Source organism: Stenotrophomonas sp. GD03819, assembly GCF_029841665.1.
Taxonomy (GTDB): domain Bacteria; phylum Pseudomonadota; class Gammaproteobacteria; order Xanthomonadales; family Xanthomonadaceae; genus Stenotrophomonas; species Stenotrophomonas geniculata.
Genome location: NZ_JAOCEW010000019.1, coordinates 71373 through 89889 on the forward strand (window position 1 = coordinate 71373; position 18517 = coordinate 89889).

At 66.9% G+C, this 18517-nt stretch carries 13 protein-coding genes and 3 tRNA genes; 8 read left to right on the top strand and 8 right to left on the bottom strand.

What is annotated here, in order from left to right:
• The first annotated feature begins 80 nt into the window (after positions 1–80).
• Positions 81–1469 (top strand): cation:proton antiporter, encoded by a 1389-nt coding sequence (locus N5D45_RS13010; protein ID WP_228355180.1) that lies wholly within the window; start codon positions 81–83, stop codon positions 1467–1469.
• A gap of 123 nt (positions 1470–1592) precedes the next feature.
• Here N5D45_RS13010 and N5D45_RS13015 read toward each other — a convergent pair whose 3' ends face one another.
• Positions 1593–3920 carry a penicillin acylase family protein gene (locus tag N5D45_RS13015; RefSeq protein ID WP_134958354.1) on the bottom strand — a complete coding sequence of 776 codons (2328 nt, stop codon included), beginning with the start codon at positions 3918–3920 and terminating at the stop codon, positions 1593–1595.
• Positions 3921–4043: 123 nt separating this feature from the next.
• Here N5D45_RS13015 and bfr point away from each other — a divergent pair, with 123 nt between their 5' ends.
• The gene (gene bfr / locus N5D45_RS13020; protein ID WP_010486279.1) at positions 4044–4532 is read left to right on the top strand and encodes a bacterioferritin; all 489 of its coding nucleotides are present in this window, start codon (positions 4044–4046) and stop codon (positions 4530–4532) included.
• Positions 4533–4776: 244 nt separating this feature from the next.
• On the opposite strand, the gene parC is transcribed toward bfr, so the two are convergent.
• Both parC and N5D45_RS13030 read right to left on the bottom strand, forming a co-directional pair.
• A complete protein-coding gene (gene parC, locus N5D45_RS13025; protein ID WP_279939061.1) occupies positions 4777–7020 on the bottom strand; it encodes a DNA topoisomerase IV subunit A in 2244 nt (747 codons plus the stop codon).
• A 59-nt stretch (positions 7021–7079) separates the two neighbouring features.
• Positions 7080–7961, bottom strand: coding sequence for a helix-turn-helix transcriptional regulator (locus tag N5D45_RS13030; protein ID WP_010486276.1), 882 nt, complete (start codon positions 7959–7961; stop codon positions 7080–7082).
• Between the two features lie 172 nt (positions 7962–8133).
• Here N5D45_RS13030 and emrR point away from each other — a divergent pair, with 172 nt between their 5' ends.
• The 4 genes from emrR to emrB are packed head-to-tail and all read left to right on the top strand — an operon-like array spanning position 8134 to position 12854.
• Positions 8134–8577: a multidrug efflux system transcriptional regulator EmrR gene (gene emrR, locus N5D45_RS13035; RefSeq protein WP_005415875.1), complete on the top strand. Its 444-nt coding sequence runs from the start codon at positions 8134–8136 to the stop codon at positions 8575–8577.
• On the top strand, positions 8574–10067 hold the full coding sequence (gene emrC, locus N5D45_RS13040) for a multidrug efflux transporter outer membrane subunit EmrC (RefSeq protein WP_053442751.1): 1494 nt from the start codon (positions 8574–8576) through the stop codon (positions 10065–10067). The genes emrR and emrC overlap by 4 nt, the downstream gene beginning before the upstream one ends.
• Positions 10068–10078: 11 nt before the next feature.
• A complete protein-coding gene (emrA, locus tag N5D45_RS13045) occupies positions 10079–11260 on the top strand; it encodes a multidrug efflux MFS transporter periplasmic adaptor subunit EmrA (protein ID WP_010486273.1) in 1182 nt (393 codons plus the stop codon).
• A gap of 7 nt (positions 11261–11267) precedes the next feature.
• Complete coding sequence (gene emrB, locus N5D45_RS13050) at positions 11268–12854, top strand: multidrug efflux MFS transporter permease subunit EmrB (RefSeq protein ID WP_019336959.1); 1587 nt, start codon at positions 11268–11270, stop codon at positions 12852–12854.
• Between the two features lie 111 nt (positions 12855–12965).
• Here emrB and N5D45_RS13055 read toward each other — a convergent pair whose 3' ends face one another.
• The 3 genes from N5D45_RS13055 to N5D45_RS13065 all read right to left on the bottom strand — a co-directional run bounded on the left by N5D45_RS13055 (position 12966) and on the right by N5D45_RS13065 (position 14606).
• Positions 12966–13244 carry a hypothetical protein gene (locus tag N5D45_RS13055; protein ID WP_019659096.1) on the bottom strand — a complete coding sequence of 93 codons (279 nt, stop codon included), beginning with the start codon at positions 13242–13244 and terminating at the stop codon, positions 12966–12968.
• A 327-nt stretch (positions 13245–13571) separates the two neighbouring features.
• Positions 13572–13656: transfer RNA gene (locus N5D45_RS13060), tRNA-Leu, on the bottom strand.
• Positions 13657–13706: 50 nt separating this feature from the next.
• Entirely contained in the window at positions 13707–14606 is a 900-nt protein-coding gene (locus tag N5D45_RS13065; protein ID WP_049411524.1) for a LysR family transcriptional regulator, read from the bottom strand.
• 99 nt (positions 14607–14705) lie between these two features.
• Here N5D45_RS13065 and N5D45_RS13070 point away from each other — a divergent pair, with 99 nt between their 5' ends.
• Positions 14706–15452, top strand: coding sequence for a sulfite exporter TauE/SafE family protein (locus N5D45_RS13070; protein WP_010486252.1), 747 nt, complete (start codon positions 14706–14708; stop codon positions 15450–15452).
• 78 nt (positions 15453–15530) lie between these two features.
• Here the strand turns inward: N5D45_RS13070 and N5D45_RS13075 are convergent.
• Both N5D45_RS13075 and N5D45_RS13080 read right to left on the bottom strand, forming a co-directional pair.
• A tRNA-Leu gene (locus N5D45_RS13075) sits at positions 15531–15615 on the bottom strand.
• A 162-nt stretch (positions 15616–15777) separates the two neighbouring features.
• Positions 15778–15862, bottom strand: a tRNA-Leu gene (locus N5D45_RS13080).
• Positions 15863–15990: 128 nt separating this feature from the next.
• Here N5D45_RS13080 and rnr point away from each other — a divergent pair.
• Positions 15991–18450 carry a ribonuclease R gene (gene rnr, locus N5D45_RS13085; RefSeq protein WP_164192306.1) on the top strand — a complete coding sequence of 820 codons (2460 nt, stop codon included), beginning with the start codon at positions 15991–15993 and terminating at the stop codon, positions 18448–18450.
• Positions 18451–18517 lie beyond the last annotated feature (67 nt).

Consider the following 18517-nt stretch of genomic DNA (forward strand, 5'->3'; position numbering starts at 1 on the left):
ACGCCCGGCGAGCACAAGGAGGACTTAATCTCCTCCGTCCCCTTTTTGCGACGTATCATCGGCGCCCTGCACATTGGGGAATGTTCATGGACGTACCGCGCGGCAGCCAACGGCCGCCGATGAAGTGGGGATGGCGCTATCTGGCGTGGGCCGCGCTGCCCTTGCTTGCCGGTGTACTGCTGGCACGCTTCGCTGGCCCTGCTGCACCCGCTGCGGTTGCCCGCGCTACGGCTGTGGCCGAGGGCGGCTGGGCGCAGCATCTGGCCTCGCCGCTGGGCCTGTTCCTGCTGCAGTTGCTGGTGCTGTTGCTGGTGGCAAAGGGGGCGGGCGCACTGCTGAAGCGGCTGGGCCAGCCGGCGGTGATCGGCGAGATGGCGGCCGGCCTGATGATGGGCCCACTGGTGCTCGGCAGCCTGTTGCCGCAGCTGCATGGTGCCTTGTTCCCGGCCAGTTCGCTGGGGCCGCTGGGCATGCTCAGCCAGCTGGGCGTGCTGATGTTCCTGTTGGTGGCCGGTGCCGAGCTGGATCTGGCTGCGCTGCGCGGGCGACGGCGTTTTGCGTTCACGGTCAGCCACGCCGGCATCGCGGTGCCGTTCGTGCTCGGCATCGCGCTGGCGATCTGGCTGTACCCGCAGCACGGCCCCGAAGGTGTGGGCTTCACCGCGTTCGCGCTGTTCGTCGGCATCTCGATGAGCATCACCGCCTTCCCGGTGCTGCTGCGCATCCTCGCCGACCGTGGCATCACCCAGACATCGCTGGGCCAGACCGCCATCGCCTGCGCGGCATTGGGCGATGCCACCGCGTGGTGCCTGCTGGCGCTTATCGTTGCCGCGGCCCAGGCCAGTGGCTGGCTGCCGGCCAGCCTCAACCTGCTGTGCGTGGTTGCGTTCGTGGCGTTGATGCTGGGGCTGGTGAGGCCGTGGTTCGCTCGCCAGCAGATTGCGCCGGGCGGTGAGGGGCGCTGGCTGCTCGGCATCCTGCTGCTGTCGCTGGCCAGTGCCCTGGTCACCGAGATGCTCGGCATCCATGCGCTGTTCGGTGCCTTCGCTGCGGGCGTGGCGGTGTCGTCCAACGTGCAGCTGCGCGAGCTGCTGATGGCCCGCGTCGAACCGTTCGCAGTGACGCTGCTGCTGCCGCTGTTCTTCGCCATGACCGGCCTGCGCATGCGCGCCGATGCGCTGCAGGCCAGCGACATCGTGCTGTGCGCGGTGGTGATCGCGGTAGCCACGGCCGGCAAGCTGCTGGGCACCTTCAGTGCCGCACGCAGTGCGGGCATGCCCACGCGCGAGGCGTGGCGGTTGGGCGCGCTGATGAACACCCGGGGCCTGATGGAGCTGATCGTGCTCAACCTGGGCTACGAGCTGGGCCTGCTCGGCGACCGCCTGTTTGCAGTGCTGGTGATCATGGCGCTGGTGACCACGGCGATGACCGGGCCGCTGCTGAACCTGATCGAGCGGCGCAGGGGCTGACCCGGTAGCGCCGCGCCGACATTCTGTGGAGCCGAGCCCATGCTCGGCTCCGCGCCAGAAGCAGCCGAGCATGGGCTTGGCTCTACAGCGTGCAGCGCACCCTTGGGCATGTGGGTGCCGCCGTCAGCGCGCTGGCACCAGCGTCATCGTGTGCTGCGCCTTGCCGGGCAGGAACGGCGTCGGCCGCCCATGCACCCAGTCTTCGTGGCCGGCGCCCCAGTACGGCGACAGCGGGTGCCCGCTCTGGCCGCCGGGCATGTGCACGATGCCGTCGGCCTCGTGGCCGGGCGAGACCACCATGCGCTCGGAGGCGCCGAAGTTCGGCGTCTGCACCCGCGGCATATCACGGTCGCCGGGCAGCTGGTCGGCGGGCATGCACAGCCAGCGCTTGGCAACCTCGGGCAACGCCCGTGCGATCGGGTGGCAGAGCGCCGCGGTGTTGCGTTCGCCCCAGGTGCGCTTGGCCAGCGGGCCCTGCTTGGCCAGCTCGCTCTCGGTGCGGCGTGCGGCATCAAGCAGCAGCGTGTCCCAGCTGTCGTAGGCCGGTGGCAACAGGTTGGCGGGGCGTTGCTGCAGCATCGGCCAGGCCACACCTTCCAGCTGCGCCAGGCGCGGATCCAGATAGTCATCGCCCAGCTGCGCGTTGGCCGGGGCCAGCAGTGCATCGGACAAGGTATCCATCACCTGCGTGCGGAACGCGCGCACCACCCGGTAGCTGACCGAGCTGGCCGAGGCCCGGCCGCCCCACTGGTGGCTGACGGACTTCAACCGCTTCAGCGCAGGATCGCCACTGCCTTCGATGACGTCATGCAGCAGTGCCCACCAGCGCTGCAGGAACACGGCGCGGTCGTCGAGCTGGATCGCCAGCAGGTCGTGTTCGTCGAAGCGCTCCTGGATCGCCAGCAGGTCGCGGATCTGCCGCGCGCGCGCGCCAAGGTCATAGCCAGCGTTGCCGACGGTAGCCAGCGCCTCGCCGTCGAGGACGCGACCGTTGGCGGTCCACAGGCGATGGTTGGGGGGATCGATCAATGCCGGTGAGGCATCGCTGCGGATTGGCCATGGCGCGCAGTCCTGGTTGCTGGCGGCGGTGAAGCCGGCCGGTGCACAGCCCGGACCACGATCCGGTCGGGCGCCGATCAGCCGCCAGGCGATGCGTCCGCTGCGGTCGCCGACCACCAGGTTCTGCGCGGGGATGCCGGCGTGGTCGGCGAACTGCAGGGCACCGTCCAGGTCACCGGCACGGGCCAGGTCACCGAAGTCCAGGCGCACCGCGCCGGGCAGGTGGGCGACCCAGCGCAGCGCATCGCCACTGCCATCGGCATGGGTATGCAGGATCGGGCCCCAGGCGGTTTCGCGCACCGGGAACAGCACGTCGGCCTGGCCAGCCACGGCGATGCGTTCTTCATGCACGGTCACGGCGGCGTTGGCCGGTTCAGTGCGGTAATCGGCGGTATCGATGTAACTGTTGGTGAAGCCCCAGGCCACGTGCCCGTTGCTGCCGACGATCACCGCCGGCAGGCCGGGCAGCGAGAAGCCGGTGACGTCGACCTGGCCGCCCGCGGCCTGCGGGTCGGGATAGCGCAGGCGCACACGGAACCACAGGCCGGGCGCGCGCAGGCCCAGGTGCATGTCGTCGGCGACGATCGCGCGACCGTCGGCGGTGAGTGCACCGGCCACCGCGAAGTTGTTGCTGCCGATGACATCGGCCTCTTCCTGCCCGGTGCCTGGCGTCCCCTTCAACGTGCGCAGATCCAGCTGGCTGGCATCGGGGAGCGTGGCGTTGCCGGTCGGTTCGCCGAACAGCGGTGCATCCCATTCGGTGCCGTCGTGGGCGATCAGCGCGTACAGCGCGGGCGGCACCACTGCGCGGATGCGGCTGAGCGCAAGCTCGGTCTGGTTGTTCGGATCCTGCAGGTCGGCGTACATGGCCAGACCGGTCAGCACGCTGTCGCTGGCCTGCCACGGTTGCGGTGACTGCCGCAGCAGCAGATACGCCCACGGCCGCACGGAAAGGCCGGCCAGCCCTTCGTTGACACCGTCGACGTAGGCACGCACGGCCGCGCCGTTGTCGCCCAGCGCGGCCTGCAGGTTCGCCTCGGTGCGTGCACGCAGGCGATGCACGCGCATGCGTTTGTCGGCGTCGATGGCCTTCGGTCCGAACAGCGCCGACAGCTCACCGGCGGCGCTGCGGCGCATCAGGTCCATCTCGAAGTAACGTTCCTGCGCATGCACGCGGCCCAATGCGCGCATCGCGTCGGCCTGGCTGCCCGCAGTGATGGTGACCACGCCCAGCGCATCGCGCTCGATGGTGACCGGCTTGGCCAGCCCCGGCAGCGCATGCTCGCCGTCCAGATCGGCCAGGCTGCCGCGCAGCAGCAGCCACAGGACCAGTGCGGTGACCAGCACGATGGCGATCAACACGCCCAGCACCCAACGCCATGTACGTCGCATCGCACGTCCTTTCCGAACTCGTGGGCCGATTGTAGCCGCAGGCGCAACTGCGACTGATTCCGATTAGATCACCGTATTTTGAAATGCGGCACCCTATGTCACATCGATTCACAGGAGCCCCCCATGAAAGGCAACCCGGACGTCATCGCCTGCCTGAAGGAACTGCTGCGCGGCGAGCTTGCAGCCCGCGACCAGTACTTCATCCATTCCCGCCGCTACGAGGACCAGGGCCTGTTCGCGCTGTACGAACGCCTGAACCACGAGATGGAAGAGGAAACCCAGCACGCCGATGCGCTGCTGCGCCGGATCCTGTTCCTCGGCGGCGACCCGGACATGCGCCCGCATGCCACCGAGCCGGGCAAGACCGTGGAAGAGATGCTGCAGAAGGATCTCGACACTGAATACGCGGTTCGGAACAATCTCGCCGCCGGCATGAAGCTGTGCGAAGAGAACGGCGACTACGTGAGCCGCGACATCCTGCTGGCGCAGCTGAAGGACACTGAGGAAGACCACGCCTGGTGGCTGGAGCAGCAGCTGGGCCTGATCAAGCGCATCGGCCTGGAGCTGTACCAGTTGAGCAAGATCGACGGCAACGGCGCCCCGGCGCACTGAGCCGGCGTCGCTCTCTGTAGAGCCGAGCCATGCTCGGCTGCTGTTGGATCCGAGTCGAGCATGGCTCGACCCTACAAAGTTCTGTCGCCCGCCAGCACCGGAGCACCGCCAGCCAGCTTTCGCCAGCCAGCTGCTCCACCGCCCGCCAGCCGACAACGAAAAAGCCGGGGAATGCCCCGGCTTTTTCGTGTCTGACGTCAGGCAAGGCGTGTCAACCGAGGTTGACACCCACCAGGCGGGCGCCTTACTCCACCGACAACCCTTCCACCTTCTGCCAGCCGCGCGGCAGCAGGTGGCCGCGGGTGGCGCGGGCGCCGAGGTAGGCATCCAGCTCGTTGAACTTCAGGCCCATGGTGCGCTGGCCGCTGCGCACCTGCAGGGTCTGCCCCGGGCTGATCGCCACGATGGCGACCACGCGTTCGGTGGCGAGCTTGGCCTTCGGGATCTCGATGATCTTGTTGCCCTTGCCCTTGTCCAGTTCCGGAAGGTCGTTGGCGGCGATCGCCAGCAGGTTGCCGGAGCTGGTCACTGCCACGATGCGATCGGTGGCGACATTGGCGACCACCGACGGGGTCAGCACCGACGAACCTGCGGACAGGTTCAGCATCGCCTTGCCGGCCTTGTTGCGACCGATCAGGTTCTCGAAGCGGGTGACGAAGCCATAGCCATGACTGGAGGCCAGCACGAAGCGGGTGTCCGGCTCGGCACTGGCCAGGGTCACGAAGCTGGTACCCGCTGCCGGCGAGAAGCGGCCAGTCAGCGGTTCGCCATTGCCACGTGCGGAGGGCAGGGTGTGCACCGGCGTCGAGTAGGCGCGGCCTTCGCTGTCGAGGAACGCGACCTGCTGCGTGCTGCGCGCACGCACCGCGCCCTGCAGCCCGTCGCCGTCGCGGTAGGAGAGGGCGGACGCATCGACGTCGTGGCCCTTGGCGGCACGGATCCAGCCCTTCTCCGACAGCACCACGGTCATCGGCTCGCTCGGCACCAGCTCGGTCTCGTCGATGGCCTGTGCGGCCTGGCGCTGCACCAGCGGCGAACGGCGTGCGTCGCCGAACTTCTTGGCGTCGGCGGTCAGTTCATCGCGGATCAGCTTCTTCAGCTTGGCCTTGCTGTCGAGGATGCCGAGGATCTTCTCGCGCTCCTTGGCCAGTTCATCCTGCTCGCCGCGGATTTTCATTTCCTCCAGGCGGGCCAGCTGCTTCAACTTGGTTTCCAGGATGTACTCGGCCTGTTCCTCGGACAGGCCGAAGCGCGCGATCAGCGCCGCCTTCGGCTCGTCTTCGGTACGGATGATGTGGATCACCTCGTCCAGGTTGAGGAAGGCGACCAGCAGGCCTTCCAGCAGGTGCAGGCGGCGCTCGACCTTCTGCAGGCGGTGCTGCAGGCGGCGGGTGACGGTGTTGCTGCGGAAGGTCAGCCATTCGCTGAGCAGCATCTTCAGGTTCTTCACCTGCGGACGGCCGTCCAGCCCGATCACGTTGAGGTTGACGCGGTAGCTGCGCTCCAGGTCCGTGGTGGCGAACAGGTGGCCCATCAGCTGCTCGGCGTCGACGCGGTTGGAACGCGGCACCAGCACCACGCGCACCGGGTTGGCGTGGTCGGATTCATCGCGGATGTCTTCCAGCCACGGCAGCTTCTTGGCGCGCATCTGGGCGGCGATCTGCTCGATCACCTTCGACGGCGACACCTGGAACGGCAGCGCGGTGACCACGATGTTGTGCGCTTCCTTGGTGAAGGTCGCACGTGCGCGCACGCTGCCGTTGCCGGTCTCGTAGATGTTGCGCAGGTCATTTGCCGCGGTGATGATCTCGGCGCTGGACGGATAGTCCGGGCCCTGCACGTGCTCGCACAGGTCGCGCACGCTGGCATCGGGGTTGTCCAGCAGGTGCAGCAGCGCGCTGACGATCTCGTTGAGATTGTGCGGCGGCACGTCGGTGGCCATGCCCACGGCGATGCCGGTGGTGCCGTTCAGCAGCAGGTGCGGCAGCCGCGCCGGCATCCAGGTCGGTTCCTGCAGGGTGCCGTCGAAGTTCGGTGCCCAGTCGGTGGTGCCCTGGCCCAGTTCGCCCAGCAGCACTTCGGCGATCGGGGTCAGCTTGGATTCGGTGTAACGCATCGCCGCAAACGACTTCGGGTCGTCGCTGGAGCCGAAGTTGCCCTGGCCCTCGATCAGTGGGTAGCGGTACGAGAACGGCTGGGCCATCAGCACCAGCGCTTCGTAGCACGCGATGTCGCCGTGCGGGTGGTACTTACCGATGACGTCACCGACGGTGCGCGCAGACTTCTTCGGCTTGGACGCGGCGTTCAGGCCCAGCTCGCTCATCGAATAGATGATGCGGCGCTGCACCGGCTTCAGGCCGTCGCCGATGAACGGGAGGGCGCGGTCCAGGACCACGTACATCGAGTAGTCGAGGTAGGCGCGTTCGGCGTACTCGCGCAGCGGCAGTTGTTCGAATCCGTGGAACACGGGGCGGGCAAGTTCGGTCATGCGGCGTTGTTACCTGTTGTCAGGAGGCGGCGACGGCGTCGCCGCTCGCAATCCTGTGATTATCCGGATGCGGCGGGGGATGCCAAGCCGCGTGCAGGGTCCAGCCCGGTTTCCAGGCCGTGGCCGGCCCGTGCCAGGTAGCGCCCCGGCGGCAGCCCGAAGTGGCGGCGGAACACGGTGACGAAGGCGCTGGCGCTGCTGAAGCCCAGCGCGTGGGCGATGTCGGCCACGCTGCGGCCGTCGGTCAGCTGGCGCAGGGCCTCGGACAAGCGGGCCTGCTGCCGCCACTGGGCGAAGCTGAGCGTGGTCTCGTCGCGGAAGTGACGGGTCAGGCTGCGCGGCGACAGGCCGGCCCAATGCGCCCATTCGGCAAGGCTGCGCTCGTCGGAGGGGTCGGCCAGCAGCTGCGAGGCGATCTTCAGCAGGCGCCGGTCGTGCGGCATCGGTAGATGCATGCGCTGGCGCGGCGCGGTGCGGATCTCGTCCAGCAACACCTCGATGATGTGCTGGCGCTCGGGCGTGGTGTCATAGCCCAGCGGCCATTCGCAGATGCGGTCGGCCAGCGCCTGCGCCAGCTTGGACAGGCCCAGCACGCAGGGATCGGCAGGCAGGGTGGCGCAGGCCGGCGCGGCCAGTGCCATGCCCCAGCCGCGCAGCGGGCCGTCGAGGGTGACCGTATGCGGCTCCAGCGGCGGCATCCAGCCGGCCGAGCCCGGCGCCAGTGACCATGTCCCGTGCGAGGTCCGGGTGGTCAACAGGCCGCGCTCCACGCAGATCAGCTGCGCGCGCTGGTGATGATGCCAATCCACTTCTCGGACCAATCCCTGCGGGCTGTCGAAGCGGAAGGCGACAGCCGGTGGCCCGTCATTGCGCTCGAACCAGTCCAGTGCGTCATCCCTGAGCAGGCGCTTGGAAGGGGGAATTTCTGCCTTGTTCATCATATCCGCTGGCTGAAATGTGTCATCCATTGGCTGAATTGTACTACCGGGCCACCTGACCAGATCATTAAGGTAGGCGCCTTCATTGATCCAGCCCACTGCTGCAACACAGCATTCGATGCCAGATCGAATATTTCCATTGAGAAATATTTTTTTTGGAAGAGAATGCTCCCCCATGATCTGTCCTGCAACCACTCCCCCCAGCTTCGGCCTGCTGCTGCGCCAGGTGCGCGACGGCCTGGTCCGTCAACTCGACGCATCCATGGCTGAAGAAGACCTGGGTATCGGTTTCACCCACTACATCGGGTTGAAGGTGCTTTCCAACATGGCCCCGTGCACGGCCAACGAGCTGGCCCAGGCCATCGACCAGGTGCCCAGTGCGGTGACCCGCCTGTTGGACAAGCTGGAGGCGCTGGGCTGCGTCCGCCGCGAGCCGCATGCGCAGGATCGGCGGGCGCTGCAGATCGTACTGACCGATGAAGGCCGCGCGCTGTGGGCGCGGCTGAAGCTGCGTGGCGACGCGGTGATGGATTACGCCCTGCGTGATCTTTCCGCCGACGAGCGCACGCTGCTGCTGTCCCTCCTTACCCGAATCCGCGATTCCCTGACGACCCCATGAACCCGATCCCGCATTCCACTCTCCGCCGGTCCGGGCGCGCGCTGCTGGTGTCAGCGCTGGCCCTGGCCCTGGCCGCCTGCGCCAGCAGTCGTGGCCTCAACCCGCAGGGCCACGTGCTTGACGTGGACAGCCTGCACAGCGAACGCACCTTGGCCGACACCGACCTGAGCGCCACCGGCTTCCCGGCGCAGGACTGGTGGAAGGCGCTGGGCGATGCGCAGCTGGACGCGCTGGTCGCCGAGGGCCTGGCCGGCCACCCGAGCCTGGACGCCGCCGACGCGCGTCTGCGCCAGGCCCAGGCCCAGGTCGGCACCGCACGTGCCGACGAACTGCCGAGCCTGTCGGTGTCCGGTGGCTACACCGGCCTGCGCCTGCCCGAGTCGATGGTCGGCAGCGAGATGGGCGGCCGCTACGGCGGCAGCAGCCAGGTCGCCTTCGACTTCAGCTACGGCGTGGACCTGTGGGGCGGCAAGCGCGCTGCCTGGGAAGCCGCCGTGGACGGTGCGCATGCCGCCACCGTCGAGGCGCAGGCCGCACGCCTGAGCCTGTCCACCGGCATCACCCAGGCTTATGCCGATCTCGCCTATGCGTGGCAGCTCAATGATGTGGCCGAAGAAGAACTGGCCCGCTCGCAGAAATCGCTGGAGCTGACCCGCCAGCGCCGCAGCGCCGGCATCGACAGCGACCTGCAGGTGCGCCAGGCCGAGGCCCGGGTACCGGCCGCGCAGCAGCAGGTGCAGGCCGCACAGCAGCGCATCGACGCGGCCCGCACCGCACTGGCCGCGCTGGTTGGCAAGGGCCCGGACCGTGGCCTGTCGATCCAGCGCCCGCAGCCGCTGAACCCGGTGGCGCTGCAGCTGCCGGGCGTGCTGCCCAGCGAACTGCTCGGCCGTCGCCCCGACATCGTCGCCGCGCGCTGGCGCGTGGAAGCGGCCGACAAGCAGATCAAGGTGGCAAAGACCAAGTTCTACCCGAGCTTCAACCTGACCGCGCTGGCCGGCGTGGTCGCCCCGAACGTGGGTGACCTGCTGAAGAGCAGTTCCACCTTCGCCTACATCGGCCCGGCGCTGAGCCTGCCGATCTTCGAAGGCGGCAAGCTGCGCGCCAACCTGGCCAACACCGATGCGCAGTACGACCTGGCGGTGGCCAACTACAACCAGACCGTGCTCGATGCGCTGCGCGACGTGGCCGACCAGGTCAACGCGGTGCGCTCGCTGGCGCAGCAGGCGCATTCGCAGCAGCAGGCCGTGGACACCGCACGCTCGGCCTTCGACCTGGCCCAGCAGCGCTACCGCGCCGGCATCGGCAGCTACCTGGACGTGCTGACCGCGCAGTCCACGCTGTTGCAGTCGCAGCAGCAGCTGGCCGGCCTGCAGTCGCAGCAGGTGCAGACCTCGGTGCGCCTGAGCAAGGCGCTGGGCGGTGGTTTCCAGCCCGCTGACGCCGACCGCGCACCGATCGCCTCCCATTCCGATTCCTCGCATTCCTGAAGACTTCCGCCATGAGCCAGACCCAAGACACCGCGGCCCCGGCCGCCTCCAACCGCCGCGGCAACCTGCTGCGCGGCCTGTTCGTGATCGTCGTGCTGCTGCTTGCCGCACTGGCGCTGTGGTACTTCATGTTCGGCCGTTGGTTCGAAGAGACCGACGACGCCTACGTGCAGGGCAACCAGGTACAGATCACCCCGCTGGTGGCCGGTACCGTGGTCGCCATCAACGCCGATGACGGCATGCGCGTGGAGCGCGGCCAGCTGCTGGTGCAGCTGGACCCGTCCGACACGTCGGTGGCGCTGCAGCAGGCCGAAGCCAACCTGGCCAAGACCGTGCGCCAGACCCGTGGCCTGTACCGCAGCGTGGAAGGTGCGCAGGCGGACCTGAACGCGCGCCAGGTGACCCTGAAGCGCGTGCGCGAAGATTTCGCTCGCCGCAAGGATCTGGCCGCCACCGGCGCCATTTCCAATGAAGAACTGGCCCATGCCCGTGACGAGCTGGCCGCTGCCGAAGCCGCCGTGGCCGGTTCGCGCGAGACCGTCGAGCGCAACCGCGCGCTGGTCGACGACACCGTGATCGCCACCCAGCCAGACGTGCAGGCGGCCGCCGCGCAGCTGCGCCAGGCCTTCCTCAACAACGCCCGCGCCGGCATCGTCGCGCCGGTCACCGGCTACGTTGCCCGTCGTTCGGTGCAGGTCGGCCAGCGCGTGCAGCCGGGCAACGCGCTGATGGCGGTAGTGCCGACCGAGCAGATGTGGGTCGAGGCCAACTTCAAGGAAACCCAGCTGCGCCACATGCGCCTGGGCCAGGAAGTGGAGCTGAAGTCGGACCTGTACGCCGGTGACGTGAAGTACAAGGGTCGCGTCCAGAGCCTGGGCCTGGGCACCGGCTCGGCGTTCTCGCTGCTGCCGGCGCAGAACGCCAGCGGCAACTGGATCAAGATCGTGCAGCGCGTGCCGGTCCGCATCGCCATCGATGCCAAGCAGCTGGCCGAACACCCGCTGCGCATCGGCCTGTCGATGAAGGCTGAAGTGAGCCTGCGCGACCAGAAGGGCGAAGTGCTGCCGAGCACTGCGGCCAAGGGCACGGTGTTCGACACCGACGTGTATGCCAAGCAGCTGCATGATGCCGACGAGGTGATCCATACGATCATCCAGGGCAACCTGCCGCAGCAGCAGGCGAAGGTGGGCTGAGGTCGCCATGTCCGCACAAGCTCCAGCCGCGCCCGGCGCTCCGGGTGCACCGGCGGCGCCGGGTGCGGCCTCCGGGTTCCTGCCGCCCAGCGTCGCCCTGTGTACCGTCGGCCTGGCGATGGCCTCGTTCATGCAGGTGCTCGATACCACCATCGCCAACGTCTCGCTGCCGACCATCGCCGGCAATCTCGGTGCCAGTTCGCAGCAGGCGACCTGGGTCATCACCTCGTTTGCGGTCAGCACGGCCATCGCGCTGCCGCTGACCGGCTGGCTCAGCCGCCGTTTCGGCGAACGCAAGCTGTTCGTCTGGGCCACGCTGGCCTTTGTCATCACCTCGCTGCTGTGCGGCCTGGCGCAGAGCATGGGCATGCTGGTGGTGTCGCGTGCGCTGCAGGGCTTCGTGGCCGGCCCGATGTATCCGATCACGCAGTCGCTGCTGGTCTCGATCTACCCGCGTGAGAAACGTGGGCAGGCATTGGCGCTGCTGGCGATGATCACGGTGGTTGCGCCGATCTGCGGCCCCATCCTCGGTGGCTGGATCACCGACAACTACAGCTGGGAATGGATCTTCCTGATCAATGTGCCGCTGGGCATCTTTGCCGCGCTGGTGGTGGGCAACCAGTTGAAGGGGCGCCCGGAGCACATCGAGAAGCCAAAGATGGACTATGTCGGCCTGGTCACCCTGGTGATCGGTGTCGGTGCGCTGCAGCTGGTGCTCGACCTGGGCAATGACGAGGACTGGTTCTCGTCGATGAAGATCGTGGTGCTGGCGTGTGTGGCTGTGGTCACGCTGACGGTGTTCCTGATCTGGGAACTGACCGACAAGGATCCGATCGTCGACCTGAAGCTGTTCCGGCATCGCAACTTCCGCGCCGGTACGCTGGCGATGGTGGTGGCGTACGCGGCGTTCTTCAGCGTGGCCCTGCTGATTCCGCAGTGGCTGCAGCGTGACATGGGCTACACCGCGATCTGGGCGGGCCTGGCGACGGCGCCGATCGGCATCCTGCCGGTGATCATGACCCCGTTCGTGGGCAAGTACGCATCGCGCTTCGACATGCGCATGCTGGCCACGGTCGCGTTCATCGTGTTGTCGATGACCAGTTTCCTGCGTTCGAACTTCAACCTGCAGGTGGACTACACCCACGTGGCCGGCGTGCAGTTGATCATGGGCATCGGCGTCGCGCTGTTCTTCATGCCGGTGCTGCAGATCCTGCTGTCGGACCTGGATGGGCGCGAGATCGCGGCGGGCTCCGGCCTGGCCACCTTCCTGCGTACGCTGGGCGGCAGTTTCGCGGCGTCGCTGACGACGTGGCTGTGGGCGCGGCGCACCCAGGTGCACCATGCTGACCTGACCGAGCACATCTCGGTCTATCAGCCGGGCATGCAGGACCAGGTGACGGCGATGGGGCAGGGCGACCTGCAACATGGTGCCGCGGTACTGAACAACATGATCAACCACCAGGCATCGCAGATGGGCTTCAACGACATCTTCTTCCTGCTGGGCTGGATCTTCCTGGCGATCATCGCGTTCCTGTGGCTGGCCAAACCGCCGTTCGGCGCAGGCGCAGGTGCGGCCGCCGGCGGCGGGCACTGAAAACTCCCTGGAAACACGTGCTGTATTTTGACCCCGCCGCAAGGCGGGGTTTTTGTTTGTGCAACGTGGGTCGCACGGGCCCTGCCGTTGGGGGAGTGCAGCGGCGCAGGTTCAGCGCGTGCGATAGACGCGCTTGAACACCACCCGATCACGGAACAATCGGGAAATGGCCCACATTCCCGCCACAAGTACGGCGCCGCACGTGATCCAGCCGGCAGTGGCCTGCAATCGGCTGCCGACCAGTGCGCCGCAGATGATGGCGGCGACAAAGACGAACATTACGGCCTCCTTCGATGCGCCGTAGTGGACCTCGGCCTGGCATCCCACGCATACGCGTACGCCGTGGTTCGAGCCGGTGTGGCAGTGAGGGCAGATGATGCTGCGCTGCATTGGGGCGTCCTTTGGGGAAAGGGGGGGGGGCGCTGGTCAGGTCGTGGCGATAGACCTGCAACCGGCTCCCGTAAATCTGCCTTCCACCGAAAAGGAATCGGGTAGATCTCCGACTAGGAAAATTACGAATTGAACGCGCAATGTGAAATGCGACCCAGAAGAAAGCCGTTCAGGGTTTGGTGACGACGCGCCGGGAGGAGGTATGCACCAGCGGGTGACGCCTGGGTGGTGCGAGATACGACAGTTCGAGCGGTAGATGCGATGCCACGCTCGCCAAACCCCGGAAACGAAAAAACCCGCTTTCGCGGGTTTGATCATCTTGAGTCGTGGTGCCCAGGAGAGGACTCGAACCTCCACGGTTTTACCCGCTAGTACCTGAAACTAGTGCGTCTACCAATTCCGCCACCTGGGCGACTCAGGAGACGAATTGTGCGGTACGGCAGAGGATGTGTCAACAACATTTCACAGCTTTTTCTGCGGCTGCACACCCAGGTGAAGCAGCAGGCTGCGCATTGCCGATGACAACTGCGCCCACTCGGCAAAACAGGCGCACAGGCGGCGCTGTGCCCACGCATCGGCGAGCGGTACGGCGACGGTATGCGTGCTGCGCCGATGCTGGCGGGCGATGGTCTGCGGCACGATGCCGATACCAATGTCGTGGCCGACCATGATGCACACCCCTTCGAAGGTCTTCATGCGGATGCGCACGTCCAGGCGCCGCCCGATGTCGCGTGCCTGGTCCTCGATGTAGGTCTGCAGTGCATTGCCATCGGCCAGGGCGACGAAAGTCTCGCCGGCAACATCGGCGAAGGCCAGGCTGCGCCGCGATGCGAGGCGATGGTCTGCGGGCAGCAGCATCACCAGTGGATCTTCGGCCACCACATGCTGCTGCAGGCCGGCAGCGTCGACCGCATCGCTGATGATGCCGGCCTCGGCCTGGCCAGCGCTGATCGCACGCACGACTTCGGGGCTGGTGCGCTCCAGCAGTTCCACATGCAGGCGTGGGCGTTCGGCCAGCCACGGTGCCAGCCGCGAGGGCAGGTAGTTGGTCAGCGCAGCGGTATTGGCATACAGATGCAGGGTACCGCGCGCGCCATGCGCGAATGCCTGCAGTTCGCCGCGCAGCTGCGCCTGCTGCTGCAGGATCAGGCGTGCATGGTGGGCGAGGGCGGCGCCGGCTTCAGTCAGGCTGACGCCACGCGGATGGCGGTTCAGCAGCACGGTGCCGGCATCGGCTTCGATCGTGCGCAGGCGTTCGCTGGCCGAGGCCAGGGCCAGGTTCGCCTGCGCCGCGCCGGCCGTGATGCTGCCCGCCTCGGCAATCGCCAGGAACAGGCGCAGGTCGGCGATATCCATCCGCATGTCATGCCCTCATCGCAACGCCCGAGCCTTCGGATCAGCCGAAGGGTGGGCCGGGAAGGCCGCATTGTGCGCCGGGCGACGGCCCGATCCAATGAAGGCATGAATGAATCGATGTACTTCTACGCGCTGCTGGTGGTGGTGTTCGTGCTGGCTGGCGTGGTCAAGGGCGTGACCGGCATGGGGTTGCCGACGGTGGCGATGGGGCTGCTCGGTGGCGCGTTGTCGCCGGTGGCGGCGGCATCGATGCTGTTCATCCCCACCTTTGTCACCAACGCGTGGCAGCTGTTGTCCGGCCCGTCGCTGGGCCCCATCGTGCGGCGCCTGTGGCCGATGATGCTGGCGGTGGTGGCGGTGACACTGGGTTCGGCGGCGCTGCTGGTGCGGGTCGATCGCACCTGGTCGCGCGTTGCGCTGGGAGTGGCGCTGGTGGTCTATGCCGTCTATGCCCTGCTTGCACCGGTGTTTCGCGTGCCGCAGCGGCGCGAGCGTTGGCTGGGGCCGCTGGTGGGGGCATTGTCGGGCGTGGTGACCGGCGCCACCGGCGTGTTCGTGATGCCGGCGGTACCGTATCTGCAGTCGCTGGGATTGCAGCGCGAGGAGCTGGTGCAGGCGTTGGGGCTGGCCTTCACTGTGTCGACGATTTCGCTGACCACCGGCCTGGTGCTGCATGGCGCATTCGGCATCCAGCAGCTGGGGCTGAGTGCGTTGGCGGTGCTGCCGGCATTGCTGGGCATGTGGCTGGGGCAGGTGATCCGGCAGCGCATCAGTGCACGGGTGTTCCGGGCCTGCTTCCTGGGTTTCCTGCTGCTGCTCGGGCTGGAGCTGGTGCTGCGGCCGTTGTTGTGATGCCGGCCGTCGATCGCGGCGATGCCGAATCACGGGCATGAAAAAACCCGCTTTCGCGGGTTTTTCTCATTCTCGACGTGGTGCCCAGGAGAGGACTCGAACCTCCACGGTTTTACCCGCTAGTACCTGAAACTAGTGCGTCTACCAATTCCGCCACCTGGGCGTCGAGGAGCGAAATTATGGGGTGTTGTGACGGGGGTGTCAACACCCTTGTGAAGATCATTGCGATTACCGGTCGGAGTTCCTTCCTGGAGGAATCAGGGGCGAGCCTCAGGGCCGGATTACAGGCAAAAAAAATCCCCGCCGAAGCGAGGAGTTTTTTCGTTGGTGCCCAGGAGAGGACTCGAACCTCCACGGTTTTACCCGCTAGTACCTGAAACTAGTGCGTCTACCAATTCCGCCACCTGGGCGTTCCAGAGGCGCAATTGTGAAGATGAATCCGCAGGCTGTCAACGACTTCCTGAATATTTTTCACGCAAGGCGTTCAAGACGGCCACTGACCCGTTCTGCACGCCGTCAACGGCTACCATGTAGGGCGATGACTACCAAAAAACCAAGCAAGGGCGGGAGCACCTCCCGCAGCCAGGGCCCGAAGAAGGGCGCCAAGGCGGGCACGGCCCGCACCACCAAGCCGGGCAAGCCGTTGCCGGGCTGGTTCCCCGAATTGAATGAAGGCGGCGCACCACCGCGTGGCCGCAAGGTCCGCAATACCGACGCGCCAGGCCCGGCCCCGGGCCGCAAGCTGCCGCCGACCGGCAAGGTGATCGACGATCCCTATGCCGCGCGTGAAGCGGAGAAATACGAACAGCCCATCGCCAGCCGCGAGGCCATCCTGGCCCTGCTGGAGCGTTGCGACGGGCCGCAGACCGCCGAAGAACTGGGCGCGCGCCTGGGCCTGACCGCACCTGACCGGGCCGAGGCGCTGTCGCGCCGGCTTGGTGCCATGGTCCGTGATGGCCAGTTGGTGCAGAACCGTCGTGGTGGTTTCGCCCCGATCCAGACCCTGAACCTGGTCACCGGCGTGGTGATCGCCAACCCGGAAGGATTTGGCTTCCTGCGCCCGGTCGAGGGTGGCGACGACCTGTTCCTGCCACCGTATGAAATGCGCAAGGTGATGCACGGTGACAAGGTGCTGGCCCGTGTGACCGGCATCGACCATCGTGGCCGCCGCGAAGGCAGCATCGCCCGCGTGCTTGAGCGCGGCATGACCCGCCTGATCGGTCGCTTCAGCATCGAGATGGGCATCAACTACGTGGTGCCCGACGACAAGCGCGTGCAGCGCAACGTACAGGTGCCGCCGGATCAGACCGGTGGCGCGCGCGACGGCCAGCTGGTGGTCTGCGAGCTGACCCAGGCGCCGGACAGCCGCCGTCCGCCGATCGGCCGCATCATCGCCGTGCTCGGCGACAAGCTGACCGCATCGCTGGTGGTGGAGACCGCCATCCACGGCCACGAGCTGCCGTTCGAGTTCCCGCAGGAGGTGCTGGACGAAGCCGCCTCGGTGCCGATGGTGGTTGAACCGGCGATGATCGGCGACCGTGTCGATCTGCGCAGCACGCCGCTGGTCACCATCGACGGTGAAGATGCCAAGGACTTCGACGACGCGGTGTACTGCGAGCCGAATGCCGACGGTTTCCGCCTGGTGGTGGCGATTGCCGATGTTTCGAACTACGTCCGCCCCGGCACGCCGCTGGACGAGGAAGCGCAGAAGCGTGCGACTTCGGTCTACTTCCCCGGCTTCGTGGTGCCGATGCTGCCGGAGACGCTCTCCAACGGCATCTGTTCGTTGATGCCGAAGGTCGACCGCATGTGCTTCGTCTGCGACATGCAGATCGACCGCGACGGCCTGGTCACGCATTCGCGCTTCTACGAGGCGGTGATGAACTCGCACGCGCGCCTGACCTACACCCAGGTGTGGAAGGCGGTGGGCGAGGACGATGCTGATACCAAAGCCTGGATGGGTGACCTGCTGCCGCAGGTGCAGCGCCTGCACCAGCTGTACAAGGTGCTGTCCAAGGCGCGCGCCAAGCGCGGTGCCATCGAGTTCGAAAGCAGTGAAGTGCGCTTCGTGCTGGACAACCGCGGTGAAGTGACCCAGGCCGGCATGCTGGTGCGCAACGACGCGCACAAGCTGATCGAGGAATGCATGATCGCGGCCAACGTCGAGGCGGCGAAGTACCTGCTGTCGCGCCACGTGCCGGCCCCGTACCGCATCCACGAGAAGCCGCCGGAAACCAAGTACGCCGACCTGCTTGAGTTCCTCAAGGAGTTCAAGCTGAGCCTGCCGCCGTGGTCCAAGGTGCGCCCGGGCGATTACACCAAGCTGCTGAAGAAGATCCGCGACCGCCCCGATGCCACGCTGCTGGAATCGGTGCTGCTGCGCAGCCAGAGCCTGGCGATCTACAGCCCGGAGAACCACGGCCACTTCGGCCTGGCGCTGGAGGCGTACGCGCACTTCACCTCGCCGATCCGTCGCTATCCCGACCTGCTGGTGCACCGCGCGATCAAGCACGCGCTGTCCGGCAAGCCGTTGGACAAGTTCACCTACAACGCGCGCGAAATGGCTGCCCTGGCGCTGCAGTGCTCCGAGCGTGAGCGCCGTGCCGATGAAGCCGAGCGTGAGGTCGACGAGCGTTACCGCGCGGCGTGGATGGAAAAGCACGTGGGTGGCCAGTTCGATGGCGTGATCAGCGGCGTGACCAGCTTCGGCCTGTTCGTCGAGCTGGATGAGTCGAAAGTGCAGGGCCTGGTCCACGTGACCCAGCTGCCGCAGGACTATTACAAGTTCGACGCCACCCGCAAGACGCTGACCGGCGAGCGCCGTGGCGCCAGCTACCGGCTGGGTGACCGCGTGCGGATCCTGGTGCTGAAGGCCAGCATGGAAGAGCGCAAGATCGACTTCCGCCTGGTCGAACACAAGGGCGAGGACGAAGGCGATGGCCTGCCGTCGCTGCCGGAGCGTGGAAAGCCGGCCAAGCGGACGAAGAAGCAGTATTGAAAGGTGTGCCGGCCAACGGTCGGCACCTGCCTCACCCGGTAGGTGCCAGCCGTTGGTTGGCACATCC